The organism is Herbaspirillum frisingense (assembly GCF_047325095.1).
In the GTDB taxonomy this organism is placed as follows: domain Bacteria; phylum Pseudomonadota; class Gammaproteobacteria; order Burkholderiales; family Burkholderiaceae_D; genus Herbaspirillum; species Herbaspirillum frisingense.
This window is the reverse complement of the sequence record NZ_CP168558.1, coordinates 2,603,308-2,617,931: the sequence shown is the minus strand read 5'-3', so window position 1 is coordinate 2,617,931 and position 14,624 is coordinate 2,603,308. Positions and strand designations below refer to the sequence as shown.

Here is a 14,624-nt window from a genome sequence, read left to right as displayed (position 1 = left end):
ACAAACGAGGGAAAGGCCCACCACTGGCGTGGCATTCAGGAAAACGTCTCCTGCTACAGATGAATATTCCTTCAAGCCCGCCTTTAGCTGCGCTGGCCCTGCCCTTTGTTCTGGGAGGCAGAATAGGATCGGCGGTGCAGCGCAACAATACGTTGTTTGACGTAAGCTCCCGGCCGCGGCCGGCCGCCGGCCTGCACAGCTTTTGCCCGCCTGCTGCCTGTTGTTGGTGCAGGCAAATGGCGGCGAGCGTGGCGATGCTCTTGCCGGGGTGGCAATACCTCCTGCGGGTCTGCGATGTTTTGGTGAATTCCCGTGGAATGCGGCAGCGCACATACGTCATTTGACGTATGCCCTCACCGTCCAAATGGTTTGAAAATTGCTTGCGCTTGAACGCGAGCGGTCCGGCAGCCCAGGACCTGACGAGATGACCTGACTTCCCCCCGAGCCAACGTGACCCATCCCGCCACACAACGCATCGTCAAGGTCCGCCGCGACTACAACACCTGGGTCGCCAACGAGACCCTGGAAGACTACGCGCTGCGCTATACGCCGCTGTCGTTTCGCCGCTGGTCCGAATTCCGCCTGGCCAACACGGCCCTGGGCGCGACCTCGTTTTTGGCGCTGGAAGCCATCAGCGGCGCCATCACCCTCAGCTACGGCTTCACCAATGCCTTCTGGGCCATCGTCTGCGTGGTGGTGCTGTTCTTCCTGACCGGCCTGCCGATCAGCTACTACGCGGCGCGCTACGGGGTGGACATGGACCTGCTCACGCGCGGCGCCGGTTTCGGCTATATCGGCTCGACCATCACCTCGCTGATCTATGCCAGCTTCACCTTCATCTTCTTCGCGCTGGAAGCGGCCATCATGGCCCAGGCCATCGAGATCTACTTCGGCCTGCCGCTGGTGTATGGCTACGTACTCTGTTCGCTGATCATCATCCCCATGGTGGCCTACGGCATCACCCTCATCAACCGCCTGCAGATGTGGACCCAGCCACTGTGGCTGGTGCTGCTGGTGCTGCCCTACCTGTGCGTGCTGTACAAGGAACCCGACGCCCTGCGCAACCTGATGAGCTTTGCCGGCCGTGCCGAGGAAGGCAGCTCCTTCAACCTGCTGTTGTTCGGCGCGGCGGCGACGGTGGCCTTTTCGCTGATCGCCCAGATCGGCGAGCAGGTCGACTTCCTGCGTTTCCTCCCGAAAAAGACCGCCGCCAATCGCGGCCGCTGGTGGAGCGCCCTGCTGCTGGCCGGCCCCGGCTGGATTCTGCTGGGCGGCGCCAAGATGCTGGGTGGCGCGCTGCTGGCCTTCCTCGCCATCCAGCACGAGGTGCCGATGGCGCGCGCCGTGGAACCGACCCAGATGTACCTGATCGGTTACCAGTACGTGTTCGGCAATCCGGCCCTGGCGCTGGGGGCGGTGGTGCTGTTCGTGGTGGTGTCGCAGATCAAGATCAATGTCACCAATGCCTATGCCGGTTCGCTGGCCTGGTCCAATTTCTTCGCCCGCCTGACCCACAGCCACCCGGGCCGGGTGGTGTGGCTGGTGTTCAATGTCCTGATCGCGGTGCTGCTGATGGAGCTGGGTGTGTTCAATGCGCTGGAACACGTGCTGGCGCTCTACAGCCTGGTGGCCATCTCCTGGATCGGCGCGGTGGTGGCCGACCTGGTGATCAACAAGCCGCTGCGCCTGAGCCCGGCGCATATCGAGTTCAAGCGCGCCCACCTGTACGACGTCAACCCGGTCGGTGTGGGTTCGATGGTGATCGCCACCCTGCTCTCCACGCTGGCCATGTCCGGCGTGCTGGGCAAGACGGTGGCAGCACTCTCGCCGTTCATCGCGCTGGGGACGGCTCTGGTGAGCGCGCCCTTGATCGCGGTGGCCACCGGCAGCCGCTACTACATCGCCCGCCGCGATACCTTGTCCGAACAGAGCTATCGCCCCTACACGCCCGGCCACAGCCCCTCGGTACTGGACTGCGTCATCTGCGGCAATGCCTTCGAAACCCCGGACATGGCGCACTGCCCGGCCTACCAGGGCGCCATCTGCTCGCTGTGCTGTTCACTCGATGCGCGTTGCAAGGACCGCTGCAAGACCCCGCGCGCGCGGCTGCCCAACCAGATCCTGCACACCCTGCGCCAGTTGATCCCGGCGCGCTTCGCGCTCAAGCTCAATACCCGCATCGGCCATTACCTGAGCGTCTTCGGTCTCCTGGCCGGTGGCCTGGCCATCGTGCTGTGGATGCTGTACTTCCAGCAGATGGCCGACCTCTCCGGCCTCACCCTGGCTGCGCCCGACTCGCTGCGGGGCGTCTTCATCAAGCTGTTCTGCCTGTTGCTGGTGGTGGTCGGCGTGGGCGCGTGGTGGCTGGTACTGACCAATGAAAGCCGCGCCGTCGCGCAAGAAGAATCAGAGCGCCAGACCAACCTCCTGCTGCAGGAAATCGAAGCCCACAAGCAGACCGACGCCGAACTGCAGCGCGCCAAGGAAGCCGCCGAATCGGCCAACCTGGCCAAGAGCCGCTTCGTGGCCGGCATGAGCCACGAACTGCGCACGCCCTTGAACAGCATCCTCGGCTATGCCCAGATCCTGCACGTGGACGCCACCATCCCGCCGGCCCGCAAGGAAGCCATCGCCATCATCCGCCGCAGCGGCGAACACCTGCTGAGCCTGATCGACGGCCTGCTGGACATCGCCAAGATCGAAGCCGGCAAGATGCGCCTGGCCTCCGACGAACTGGCGCTGGAAGCCTTCCTGGAACAGATCGTGGGCATGTTCGCCCCGCAGGCCGAACAGAAGGGCCTGCAGTTCCGCTTCGAAAAAACCGGCCGCCTGCCGCACATCGTGCATGCCGACCAGAAGCGGCTGCGGCAGATCCTCATCAACCTGCTGGGCAATGCCGTCAAGTTCACCGACCGGGGCGGGGTCACCCTGAAGGTGCGCTATGCCCGCGAGATCGCCTGGTTCGAGGTGGTCGATACCGGCATCGGCATCGCCGACGACGACCTGGAGCGCATCTTCCTGCCCTTCGAACGCAGCAACGCGGCCAGCCTGCGTGAAGACATCGGCACCGGCCTCGGCCTGGCCATCAGCCGCATGCTGGTCCACATCATGGGCGGCGAACTGAGCGTGCAGAGCACGGTCGGCAGCGGCAGCAGCTTCCAGCTCAAGCTCTACCTGCCGGAGGTGCATGTGCCGCGCCCCCGCCTGCAGCTGGAAGACCAGATGTCCGGTTATGCCGGCCCCTCGCGCCATATCCTGGTGGTGGACGACCAGGCCTCGCAACGGCGCCTGTTGAAGGACATGCTGGCCCCGCTGGGCTTTGCGGTCAGCGAGGCCGACAGTGGCCTGGCCTGCATGGAAAGACTGGCGCACGAGGTGCCGGACCTGATCCTGCTCGACATCGCCATGCCGCAGATGGATGGCTGGAGCGTGGCCCGCGCCATCCGCGCGCGGGGCCTGACGCAGCTGCCCATCCTGCTGGTCTCGGCCAATGCCTTCGAGAACCTGCACGAGCGCAACGGCGCGCCACTGGTCAACGATTTCCTGGTCAAGCCGGTCTCGTACAACGAACTGCTGGGCAAGATCCGGCAACACCTGCAACTGGACTGGGTGGCGCCGGGCACAAGCGCCTCGGCGCCCGCTGCCACGCCGCCCACCGCCACCACCATCACGGCCAAGCCGCTGATGCTGGTGCCGGGCCAGGACAGGCTGGCCGCCCTGCTGCAACTGGGCAGCATCGGCTATGCCAAGGAAATCCTGCGCCAGCTGGACGCCATGGACCGCCAGAACCCGGCCTACCTGCCTTTCACCACGGAGCTGCGGCAACTCGTCAGGCAGTTCCGACTCAACGAATATGTCACCCGCATCAAGGAGCTGATCCGCCATGATCTCAACGACGTTCGATAGGCAAGTCGTACTGATCGTCGATGACATGCCCGACAACCTGGCCATGTTGTCCGACGCCCTCGACGAAAGCGGCCACATCGTGCTGGTCGCCACCGATGGTCTCTCGGCGCTGCAGCGGCTGGATCACATCACGCCCGACCTGATCCTGCTGGACGCCATGATGCCCGGCATCGACGGCTTCGAGACCTGCCGTCGCATCAAGCAACTGCGGCAGGTCAATCACGTACCGGTGGTCTTCATGACCGGCCTGTCAGAGACCGAACATGTGGTGCGCGGCTTCGAGGTCGGCGGCATCGACTACGTGACCAAGCCGATCCGCCCGCAGGAAGTGGTGGCCCGCATCGGCGCCCACATCCGCACCGGGCGCATGATGTCGCAGGCGCGCGGGGTCCTGGAACAGGCCGCGCACGCGGTGATCGTCCTGGGCGGCAACGGCTTGCCGACCTGGCAGACCAGCAAGGCCTCGCAATGGCTGGAGAAGTATTTCGGCGCCCCCGCACCGGGCAGCCAGCGGCTGCCGGCGGCACTGCAGGTCTGGCTGAACGAACAACTGGTGCGCCAGCGCCAGGGCGAGAACCTGGACCAGTTGCCGCCGCTGGTGGTGCGCCTGGACCAGGGCGAACTGCACATCACCCTGTGCGGCCCCGGCCAGGGGCATGGCGCCAGCCTGCTGCTGGAAGAAAAGACCGGCGCCGCCGCCGCGCTGGCCCGGCCGGAAGACGGCCCGGTGCTACCCGCCTCGCTGGAAGCCTGCCGGCTCACCCCGCGCGAGAGCGACGTCCTACTGTGGCTGGGCAAGGGCAAGACCAACCGCGACATCGCCGACATCCTCGGCATGAGCCCGCGCACGGTGAACAAGCACCTGGAACACATCTTCGTGAAACTCGGCGTGGAAACGCGCTCGGCGGCGGCGGTGCTGGCCAGTAGTGTGGCGGCGGGAGGGGGGAGTCAGTTGCTGCAATGAGCCGGTCAGCATAAACCCGGGCAGACCAGGCCGGTTTGCCCTATCCTTGCACAGGGCACTTACGCCCATCATCACCGAAGCAAGGAGTCATCATGCCCAAGAAAGAGAAACTGGACCCGGAAACCGAAGCCCTGATCCAATGGTGTACCGAAGTCGAGCAATTCCTGGTCAAGGGCGGCGCCACGCTGGACCAGGCGCAGGAGCACATCGAAGAACAGGTGGAGTGGTTCACCGATCTGTTCTACGACGGCCTGACCCCGGAAGAAGCCGCCAAGGAAGCCCTGGCCTGAAGCAGGTTCCGCCAACCTCCCCTACAACCAGCATCCCGGCCCGCAAGGCCGGGATTTTCTTTTCATGGTTCAGTCGCGGCCAAAGCGCGTGGAGAGTCCGCGCAAGGCGTCGTAGAGAGGCCGGGTGGCCTCGGCCAGGCGCTCCAGACTGGCTTCGCGCAGGGCGTCCAGGTCCAGCGCGGCGGCGCCCTTGAGGCCGGCCCACGCCAGCAAGGCGGCCAGTGCCTGCGGATGGTCGAACATGCCGTGCAGGTAACTGCCCAGCAATTGGCCATCGGCCGATTGCGCGCCCTCGCCCCGCTCTTCGATGACAAAGGCCGGTCGCTCCAGCGCGGCACCGTGTGAGACGCCCATGTGGATCTCGTAGCCGCGCACGCTGGCGGTGTCCTGGCCGAGGTTGCCGAAGTTATCGAAGTTACAGTGGCCGCTGACCTGCAGCAGGCGCTTTTCCTGCGTCAGTTCGGTGTGCATGGCGAGCAGGCCCAAGCCGACGCTGCTGCCGGGGGTACCTTCCACGCCATGCGGGTCGTCGATGCGCTCGCCCATCATCTGGAAACCGCCGCAGATGCCGATGAGCTTGCCGCCGTAGCGCAGGTGGCGGCTGATGGCTTCGGTCCAGCCATGCTGGCGCAGCCATTGCAGGTCGCCCCGGGTGTTCTTGCTGCCGGGCAGGATGATGAGGTCGGCCGGGGGAATCGGCTGGCCGGGGCCGATGAAGCGCAGGTCGAGGTCGGGATGGGCGCGCAGCGCGTCGAAGTCGGTGTGGTTGCTGATGCGCGGGAAGACCGGTACCACCACGCGGAAGTCGCCCTTGTGCTCCTGCGTGGCGGCGACCGCATCTTCGGCGTCCAGCTGCAGGCCGTGCAGGTAGGGCAGCACCGCCAGGACCGGCTTGCCGGTACGTTGCTCCAGCCAGTCCAGCCCGCCTTGCAGGAGGCTGATGTCGCCCCGGAAACGGTTGATGACAAAGCCGACCACGCGCTCGCGCTCACTCTCGGAGAGGCAATCGAGGGTGCCGGTCAGGTGTGCGAAGACACCGCCACGGTCGATGTCGGCCACGATGATGACCGGGCAATCGACCGCTTCGGCAAAGCCCATGTTGGCGATGTCGCGGGCGCGCAGGTTGATCTCGGCCGGGCTGCCGGCGCCTTCGACGATGACGCAGGCATATTGCGCGCGCAGGCGGGCATAGGATTGCAGCACGGCCTGCATGGCCTCGGTCTTGTAGCGGTGGTAGTCGCGGGCGTTCATGTCGGCGCGCACCTTGCCGTGCACGATGACCTGGGCGCCGGTGTCGCTGGAGGGCTTGAGCAGGACCGGGTTCATGTCGGTATGCGGGGCGATGCCGGCGGCCTGGGCCTGCAGGGCCTGGGCGCGGCCGATCTCGCCACCGTCGGCGGTGACGGCGCTGTTCAGGGCCATGTTCTGCGGCTTGAACGGGGCCACGGCGATGCCGTCCTTCTTCAGGAGCCGGCACAGGGCGGCCGCCAGGGTGCTCTTGCCGGCGTCCGAGGTGGTGCCCTGGATCATCAGGGTGTGGAAGGGGAAATCAGCCACGTCGGCTCCATCTATGCAGGGCTTGTTGCAGCCGCTCCCAGCCGGCTTCGTCAGGCGGCAGGCCGAGGCGGATGCCACCGGCACCGCGGGTGAAGAGGCGCACCCAGATGCCCTCTTGCGCCATGGCTTGGTGAAACGCCACGGCCTGCGGTTCCGGCCACCACTGGAACAGCGCCGTGCCATGGGAGGCGATGCCGTGGGCGGCCAGCAGGGCCTGCAGGCGCTCGCCGGCGGCCAGCAGTTGCTGCAGGGTGGCCTGCTGCCACTGGCTGTCGCCGAGGGCGGCGCAGCCGATCTGCTGGGCCGGGCCGCTGATGGTCCAGGGTCCCAGCCAGTCGGCCAGCGCATCCAGCAGCGCCGGTGCGGCGGCGACGAAGCCCCGCCGCAGGCCGGCCAGGCCGAAGAACTTGCCCACCGAGCGCAATACGATCAGGCCGGAGCTGGCCGTGTGGGCGGCCACGCTCTGCCCGGGCAACGTATCGCCGAAGGCTTCGTCCACCACCAGCCAGCCACCGCGTGCGGCCAGGTGCGCGGCCCATTGCAGGAGCTGGGCCGGGGCCACCCTTGCACCGGTGGGATTGTTGGGATTGCAGAGCACCAGTACGTCGCAGGCAGTGCCCTGCACTGCCTCGTCCAGCGCGGCGTACGGAACCTCTCGCGCCGCATGGCCGGCGCGCTGCCAGCAGTGCGCATGTTCGGCGTAGATGGGCGCGGCCACCACCACCTGGGCCGGGCGTCCGTCCTGCCGCAGGCGCAGTTGCGGCAGTGCCTGGATGGCGGCTTGGGTACCGGCCACGGCCAGCATGCGGGGCGCACCGTAGTAGGCGCAGGCGGCCTGCTCCAGCGCCTGCGAGACTTCGGGCAGGCGGTGCCAGGCGTCGGGGGCGATGGCAGGCGCCGGATAGGGCCTCGGATTGATGCCGGTGGACAGGTCCAGCCATTGGCTGCGGGGGCGGCCGTAGTGGCGCGCCGCGTCGTTGAGGTTGCCGCCGTGTTCAAGCATGCAGGCCTCCCGGGCAGAGCAGCGCCACGGCGCTGATGACGGCCAGCCATAGGGCCGTACTCATGGCCACCAGTCGCCAGGCGCGCACGATGTCCGGCCCTTGCGGCATGGGGCCGCGCCCCAGTGGCGGACGCTGTTCCAGTTCGCCGTCATAGATCGCCGGCCCGCCCAGGGCCAGGCCCAGCGCACCGGCGCCTGCGGCCATCACCGGCCCGGCATTGGGGCTGCTCCAGGCCGGGGCCTGTTCCTTCCAGCAGGCCATGGCCTGGCGCCGCTGGCCCAGCCAGGCGTAGGACAAGGCGGTCAGGCGTGCCGGCAGCCAGTTCAAGGCATCATCGATGCGTGCTGCGGCCCAGCCGAAGTGCAGGAAGCGCGCCGTGCGGTAGCCCCACATCGCATCCAGGGTATTGGCCAGGCGGAACAGCAAGGCGCCGGGGCCACCGGCCACCAGGAACCAGAACAGCGTGCCGAAGACGGCGTCGTTGCCATTCTCCAGCAGCGATTCGACGCCAGCCTTGGCCAGTTCCTGCTCACTGGAATGGCGCGTGTCGCGGCTGACGATGCAGGAGGTCAGGCGGCGTGCCTGCGGCAGGTCGCCGGTGGCCAGCGCCTGAGCGATGGGCAGGGTATGTTCGCGCAGGCTGCGCAGGCCGATGCAGAAATACAGCAGCGCCGCATGCAGCAAGGCGGCCAGCCACCATGGCGCGGCCGCCAGCAGCCACGCGGCCACCAGCACCGGTGGCAGCACCGCCAGGCTCCAGGCCAGCACGCCGCGCAGGCGCAGTGCCGGGCGCTGGTTGAGCACGCGCTCGATGGTTTTGGCCAGGTTGCCGAAGCCGACCAGCGGATGCCAGCGCCGCGCCTCGCCCAGGGCCAGGTCCAGCGCCACGCCGAGCGCCATCAGCACGGCCAGCCAGGGCCAGGACAGGCCGCTCAGCATGGGCTGTCCTTCAGGCTCAGGGGCAGCCCGGCAGCGACCCATTGCACCCGTTCGCAGAGGGCCGCCACGGACTGGTTCAGGCGGCCGGCCTCGTCCACGAACCAGCGCGAGATGGCGCCCTGCGGGATGATGCCCATGCCCACTTCATTGGAGACGATGATCACCGGCCCCGCGACCTCCTGCAAGGCGCGCAGGAAATCCACCCGCTGCAGCGTGAATGCCGCTGGCGGGTCGATCGGCCCCCGTTCAGGAAATTCAATGCCGTCGGCAAACAGCAGGTTGGCCAGCCACACGGTCAGGCAATCGACCAGCACCACGCGATCGGGGCGGCTGTGCTCGCGCAGGGCCTGGCCCAGGGCCAGCGGTTCTTCCGCCGTGCGCCATGGGCCACCCAAGGCCAGTCGGCGTTGCTGGTGGTGGTCGATGCGGGCCTGCATCTCGGCGTCGTCACTGCTGGCGCGGCGGCTGGCGGTGGCGAGATAGACGATCTCGCTGGCGCCGCCCTGCCAGGCGGCCAGTGCCAGTTGCTCGGCATGTGCGCTCTTGCCGGAGCGGGCGCCGCCGAACACCAGGGTGCGTTGCGGCGGGCTGGAAGCGGGCTTCATGCTTGTGGTTCTCCCTGGGCGGGCCAACGGTCCTGGTAGACCAGATCGGCCAGTGACTGGCGTGTGGCCCATTGCTCCTGTTCCAGCATGGGCCGTTCGTAGAAGGCGGGGACGTGGCCCAGGCACAGCACCGCCATCGGCTCGGCGCCGGTCGGCATCTGCAGCAACTGCGCCAGGGCTGGCGGATCGAACAGCGACACCCAGCCCATGCCCAGCCCTTCGGCACGAGCGGCCAGCCACATGTTCTGCAGCGCGCAGGAGAGCGAGGCCAGGTCCATCTGGGGCAGCGTGCGGCGGCCGAAGACGTGGGCTTCGCGGTGGTCCATCAGGGCGGCGACCAGCACTTCGCCGCACTCCAGGATGCCTTCCACCTTCAGGCGCATGAACTCGTCCTCGCGCTGGCCCAGTGCCTGCGCAGTGGCCACGCGTTCCTGCTCGACCAGTGCGTGGATGGCCTGGCGCAGGTCGCGATCAGCGATGCGGATGAAGCGCCAGGGCTGCATGAAACCCACGCTGGGCGCAAGGTGCGCGGCCTGCAGCAGGCGTTCCAGCAGGGCCGGTTCGACCGGGTCGGGCAGGAAGTGGCGCATGTCGCGCCGTTCGCGGATGACGCGATAGAGGGCGTCGATCTGCTCCTGCGGATAGCGATGGGCCGGCTGGGGCGAGGCCGCCGGCTTCATGCGACCGCGCCTCCCAGCAGGGCCGCCACGGTGCGCGGGGCGGAGCGGAAATAGGCGTGCAGGTAGCTGGCGGTGACCTGTTGCTGGCGGTAGACCACCTCGCCCTCGGAAGAATCGAACAGGCGCTCGCCCCGCGCCATGAATTGCGCGCCCACCACCGCCCGCGAATAGTGGAAGGTGTGGCAGCGCAGATGCTCGCCCACGGCGCCCGGCAGGTTCAACTTCAGGGTCTGGTAACCCAGCCCCTGCAGGCGTGGCTGCACCGTGGCCTGGCCGGGCAGCACGCCGCACATCTGGCCGCTGCTGCCGTCCTGGCCGACGATGCTGTCCAGCAGGAACAGCATGCCGCCGCACTCGGCGTAGAGCGGCTTGCCGGCGGCCGCATGCGCGCGCAGGCCGGACTGGGTGAGCTGCGCGGCCTGCAGTGTGGCGAGGTAGAGCTCGGGATAGCCACCCGGCAGCCACACCGCATCGCAGGGCGGCAAGGGATCATCGGCCAGCGGCGAGAAGAAGGCCAGGCTGGCGCCCATCTGCTGCAGCAATTCCAGGTTGGCGGTGTAGATGAAGGAAAACGCCAGGTCGCGCGCCACGGCGATGGTCTTGCCTGCCAGCAGGCGCGGGAAGTCGCGCTCCGGTGGCGGCACGCCAAAGTCCACCGGGTCCGGCTGCGTTGCCAGGGAGGTGCTGGACATGCGCTCGGCCACCGCGTCCAGGCGCGCATCGAGGTCGGCGATCTCGGGTGCGGCCACCAGGCCGAGGTGGCGCTCGGGGAGGGCGAACTGCATGTCGCGCTGCAAGCCGGTCAGCAGCGGCACCGATGGCCGGGCGTTGCGCAGGCCCTGGCGCAGCATCTGCGCATGACGTGGGCTGGCCACGCCATTGGCCAGCACGCCGGCAAACTTCAGTTCGGGACGGTAGGCCAGCAGGCCCTGCGCCAGCGCGCCGATGGTCTGGCCCATGCCACGCGCATTGATCACCGCCACCACCGGGATGCCCAGCAACTGGGCCAGGTCGGCACTGCTGGGTTCGCCATCGTAGAGGCCCATGACGCCCTCTACCAGCATCACGTCGGCCTCGGCCGCGGCCAGCGCCACCTGGCGCCGGCAGTGGTCTTCGCCGCCCAGCCACAGGTCGAGGTTGACCACCGGCTGGCCGCTGGCCTGCTCCAGCACCATGGGATCGAGGAAATCAGGGCCGGTCTTGAACACCCGCACGCGCTTGCCCTGGCTGCGGTAGAGACGCGCCAGCGCGGCCGTGATGGTGGTCTTGCCGTGGCCGGAGGCCGGGGCCGAGATGAACAGGGCCGGGCAGCTGTGATGAAGGTCGGACATCAGAATTCCACGCCTTTCTGCGCCTTCACGCCCTGCTCCTTGTAGGGGTGCTTCACGGGGCGCATCTCGCTGACCAGATCGGCCTGTTCGATCAGCGCCTCGGGCGCGTGACGGCCGGTGACGACGATGTGCAGCATCTCGCGACGGCCGGCGAAGACGCGCAGCACTTCTTCCAGATCGAGGTACTGGTATTTCAGGACGATGTTGAGTTCGTCCAGGATCACCATGTCATAGCTGGGATCGTTGATCATGCGCAGCGCCTCGGCCCAGCCGCGCGCTGCGGTGCGCATGTCGGCTTCGCGGTCCTGGGTATCCCAGGTATAGCCCGCGCCGACGACGTGGAAGTCGCAATTGGCATGGCTGCCCAGGAAGTCGCGTTCGGCGCTGTAGAGCGCGCCCTTGATGAACTGCACCACGCCCAGTTTCATGCCATGGCCGAGGATGCGCATGCCCATGCCGAAGGCGGCGCTGGACTTGCCCTTGCCGGTGCCGGTGTTGACGATCAGCAGCCCCTTTTCCAGCTGGGCGGCGGCCTTCTTCTTTTCAAAGCCTTCCTTGTGGCGCTGGGTCATGCGCTTGTGGGAGTCGGGATCGGTTTTCACGGTCGGGTTCTTTCCAAAGATTCGTTCAGGTCCAGTCGGCACCGGTGCGCTCGGCAAGGATGCGGGCGACGTTGCTGCGACTGGGATGGTAGCCGATGAAGACCAGTTCGCTGTGCTTGCCATCGTGGCTGGCGGTACCGCCCTGCCCGCTGGCGGCGGCCACCACGCGGGCGCGCACTGCCTGCAGCAGCAGCGGGCCGGCGGCGCTGTGCACGAAGCCCTTGGCGCGCAGGATGGGCTCGGCCAGGGCGGCGGCGGCCACCGCCTGGCGCAGGCGCTCCGGGTCCTGCGGCGCCGTGCTGCGCAGCGTGAAGGATTGCCAGCCGGGGTCTTGCTCGTGGAAGTGCTTGTGGGTGGACAGCCCGTGGCTGTGCGCACCCAGGCCGGAGTGGACATGGCCGTTGAAGCGGCGCTGGTCGGCCGCGACCGTGGCGCGCTCGCCCGGCATGCCCACCGGCGTGTAGTGGTGATGCACGGTCGCGCCCGCCTGGTGCAGGCGCAGGCCTAGCGCCAGGCGGATATCCAGCCGGGCGCCATAGGCCAGTTCCAGGAAGCGCACATTGGGCGCCAGTGCGCGCACGGTCGCTTCGGCCTGCAGCAAGGGCGCTTCGTCCATGCCGTCGATCTTGTTGAGGACCACCACGTCGGCGCATTCCAGTTGCTGGCGGAACAGGCGGGCGGTGGCATCACGTGCGACGTCGCCACTGGCGAAGGCCTCTTCCAGCAGCAACGGGGTATCGACCACGGCCAGGGTGGCGTCCAGCACGAAGTGCGGCGCCAGCTCGGGCGACTGCAGCACCTCCATCACGGCGCTGGGCAGGGCCAGGCCGGAGGTTTCGATCAGTACATGGTCGATCTGCGCACGGCGGGCGGCCAGCGCCAGCATGGCCGGCACGAACTGCTCGTCGTCACCATAGGCGATCAGGCCATGGGCAAAGTCCTGGATCTGCACCTGACCCTGGCCATCGCCCTCGGCGCGCAGCAGGTCGCCGTCGATGGCGACTTCGCCGAATTCATTGATCAGCAAGGCCAGCCGGCGCGACTGGCGACGCTGCACCAGGGCGCGTAGCAACGTGGTCTTGCCGGCCCCAAGGAAGCCGGTGACCACGGTCACCGGGATGGGCGGCATGGCGTTGGTCAATGCCGGAGCCGATGCGGCGCTCATCGTCAGGCTCCCGCCAGTGCCGCCAGGCGGGCATGGACTTCAGCGAAATCATGGGTGACCTGCGGGTAGTCCAGGCGCGGACGGCGCACCGTCAGCAGCGGGATGCCCAGGGCCCGCGCTGCCTCGACCTTGGCCCGATAGCCGCCGGCCTCGCCGGAGTCCTTGGTGACCACGCAATCGATGCCCCAGTCGCGCCACAGTGCTTCGTTGAAGGCTTGCGAGAACGGCCCCTGCATGGCGCACAGCTGCGCACGCGGCAGGCCCAGTTCCATGGCGCGACGCAGGAAGTCGGGATCGGCCGTGACGCGGGTGAACCATTGGCGCTCCTGCGCGCCGCTGGCCTGCAGGAAGGTTGCCAGGTCCTTGGAGCCGGTGGCCAGGAAGATGCGGCGCCCCATGGCAATGGCCCGGGCGGCGGCCTCCTGCATGTCGGTGCAGGCATCGGGATCATCGGCGGCGATCTCGCTGGGGCGCTCATAGCGCAGGTAGGGAATGCCCAGCTCCTGCGCCAGCGACATCAGTTGCTGCGACATCTGCACCGCAAAGGGATGGGTGGCATCCACCAGCACCCGGGCCTGGCTGTCGCGCAGGGCCTGGCGACGCGCCTCCACGCCCTGGCGACCGGACCAGACGAACACGCCCGGGCAATCGCCGCGCGCCAGCTGGCCGCCATAGTCGGTGGCGGTGGAGACCACGACACTGCGGCCCTGCCCGGCCAGCTCGGCGGCCAGCGCATTGCCGTCGCTGGTGCCGGCGAACACCCACACCGCCTGTGCTGGCAGTTGAGCGGCGGCTTGGGCCTGCGATTCTTCGCTCCAGTCGTTGTAGCCACGCGGGGTGAAAATCCAGTCGCGCTTGCGCTGGGTGAAGCGGTTGCCGATGACGATCGAGGTCAGCATGTCGAACTGCAGGCCCGGCAATTCATCCAGGCGATGGATGGAGACCTGCTGGCCCGGGCGGTAGGCATTGCGCACCACGCCGCACAGGGTATGCGGGGCCTTGTGCTGCAGCATCAGTTGCAGGATGCGATAGACGCCCTCCTGCCGGCCGGCGCTCTGCACGTTGTAGAGCACGCAGGCCAGGTCGGCCTGGGCGATGTGGCTGGCGCGCTGTTCGATCCATGACCACGGGCATAGCAGGTTGGACAGCGACAGCGTGGCGAAGTCGTGCGACAACGGCGAGCCCAGGAGCGATGCACAGGCATTGGCAGAGGTCACGCCGGGGATGACGTTGACTTCAAAGGTGTCGTCCTCGCGCATGTCGTCGAAGGCCAGCGCGGCCATGGCGTAGATGCCGATGTCGCCGCTGGAGATGAGCGCCACCCGGCGCCCGGCGCGGGCCTGTTCGATGGCCAGCAGGGCGCGCTCGCGCTCCTGCGTCAGCGGCGGGGTATGGATTTCCTTGCCCTCGATGTGCGCGGCGATCCAGCGCAGATACAACTCGTAGGCGACGATGACCTCGCTCTCGCGCAAGGCCTCGATGGCACGCGGGATGATCATCTCCTCGAAACCGGGACCGACCGAGACCAGGTTCAATACGCCTTTTTTCTTGACTGCTTCCATTCTGTTTTCCTGCAAATGA

The 14,624-nt window shown here is 67.6% G+C and carries 12 protein-coding genes; 3 read left to right on the top strand and 9 right to left on the bottom strand.

Going from position 1 to position 14,624, the window contains the following annotated elements; all coding sequences use genetic code 11:
* Positions 1-450 precede the first annotated feature (450 nt).
* The 3 genes from ACEOAC_RS12140 to ACEOAC_RS12130 all read left to right on the top strand — a co-directional run bounded on the left by ACEOAC_RS12140 (position 451) and on the right by ACEOAC_RS12130 (position 5,160).
* Positions 451-3,906: an ATP-binding protein gene (locus tag ACEOAC_RS12140; protein ID WP_413628888.1), complete on the top strand. Its 3,456-nt coding sequence runs from the start codon at positions 451-453 to the stop codon at positions 3,904-3,906.
* Positions 3,884-4,870 carry a response regulator transcription factor gene (locus tag ACEOAC_RS12135; protein WP_241811628.1) on the top strand — a complete coding sequence of 329 codons (987 nt, stop codon included), beginning with the start codon at positions 3,884-3,886 and terminating at the stop codon, positions 4,868-4,870. The genes ACEOAC_RS12140 and ACEOAC_RS12135 overlap by 23 nt, the downstream gene beginning before the upstream one ends.
* 92 nt (positions 4,871-4,962) lie before the next feature.
* On the top strand, positions 4,963-5,160 hold the full coding sequence (locus tag ACEOAC_RS12130) for a hypothetical protein (protein WP_006713029.1): 198 nt from the start codon (positions 4,963-4,965) through the stop codon (positions 5,158-5,160).
* A 69-nt stretch (positions 5,161-5,229) separates the two neighbouring features.
* On the opposite strand, the gene ACEOAC_RS12125 is transcribed toward ACEOAC_RS12130, so the two are convergent.
* The 9 genes from ACEOAC_RS12125 to cobJ are packed head-to-tail and all read right to left on the bottom strand — an operon-like array spanning position 5,230 to position 14,605.
* Entirely contained in the window at positions 5,230-6,717 is a 1,488-nt protein-coding gene (locus ACEOAC_RS12125) for a cobyric acid synthase (RefSeq protein ID WP_413628887.1), read from the bottom strand.
* Positions 6,710-7,720: a threonine-phosphate decarboxylase CobD gene (gene cobD, locus ACEOAC_RS12120; RefSeq protein ID WP_413628886.1), complete on the bottom strand. Its 1,011-nt coding sequence runs from the start codon at positions 7,718-7,720 to the stop codon at positions 6,710-6,712. Before cobD ends, ACEOAC_RS12125 begins: the two co-directional genes overlap by 8 nt.
* A complete protein-coding gene (cbiB, locus tag ACEOAC_RS12115) occupies positions 7,713-8,660 on the bottom strand; it encodes an adenosylcobinamide-phosphate synthase CbiB (protein WP_413628885.1) in 948 nt (315 codons plus the stop codon). The genes cobD and cbiB overlap by 8 nt, the downstream gene beginning before the upstream one ends.
* Positions 8,654-9,265, bottom strand: coding sequence for a bifunctional adenosylcobinamide kinase/adenosylcobinamide-phosphate guanylyltransferase (gene cobU / locus ACEOAC_RS12110; RefSeq protein WP_413628884.1), 612 nt, complete (start codon positions 9,263-9,265; stop codon positions 8,654-8,656). The genes cbiB and cobU overlap by 7 nt, the downstream gene beginning before the upstream one ends.
* Positions 9,262-9,945, bottom strand: a complete 684-nt coding sequence (gene bluB, locus ACEOAC_RS12105) for a 5,6-dimethylbenzimidazole synthase (RefSeq protein ID WP_413445868.1) — start codon at positions 9,943-9,945, stop codon at positions 9,262-9,264. Before bluB ends, cobU begins: the two co-directional genes overlap by 4 nt.
* Positions 9,942-11,276 (bottom strand): cobyrinate a,c-diamide synthase, encoded by a 1,335-nt coding sequence (locus ACEOAC_RS12100; protein ID WP_413628883.1) that lies wholly within the window; start codon positions 11,274-11,276, stop codon positions 9,942-9,944. The genes bluB and ACEOAC_RS12100 overlap by 4 nt, the downstream gene beginning before the upstream one ends.
* Positions 11,276-11,878 (bottom strand): cob(I)yrinic acid a,c-diamide adenosyltransferase, encoded by a 603-nt coding sequence (gene cobO / locus ACEOAC_RS12095; protein ID WP_102663770.1) that lies wholly within the window; start codon positions 11,876-11,878, stop codon positions 11,276-11,278. Before cobO ends, ACEOAC_RS12100 begins: the two co-directional genes overlap by 1 nt.
* 25 nt (positions 11,879-11,903) lie before the next feature.
* A complete protein-coding gene (locus tag ACEOAC_RS12090) occupies positions 11,904-13,043 on the bottom strand; it encodes a CobW family GTP-binding protein (RefSeq protein ID WP_413628882.1) in 1,140 nt (379 codons plus the stop codon).
* 2 nt (positions 13,044-13,045) lie between these two features.
* On the bottom strand, positions 13,046-14,605 hold the full coding sequence (gene cobJ, locus ACEOAC_RS12085) for a precorrin-3B C(17)-methyltransferase (protein WP_413628881.1): 1,560 nt from the start codon (positions 14,603-14,605) through the stop codon (positions 13,046-13,048).
* Positions 14,606-14,624 lie beyond the last annotated feature (19 nt).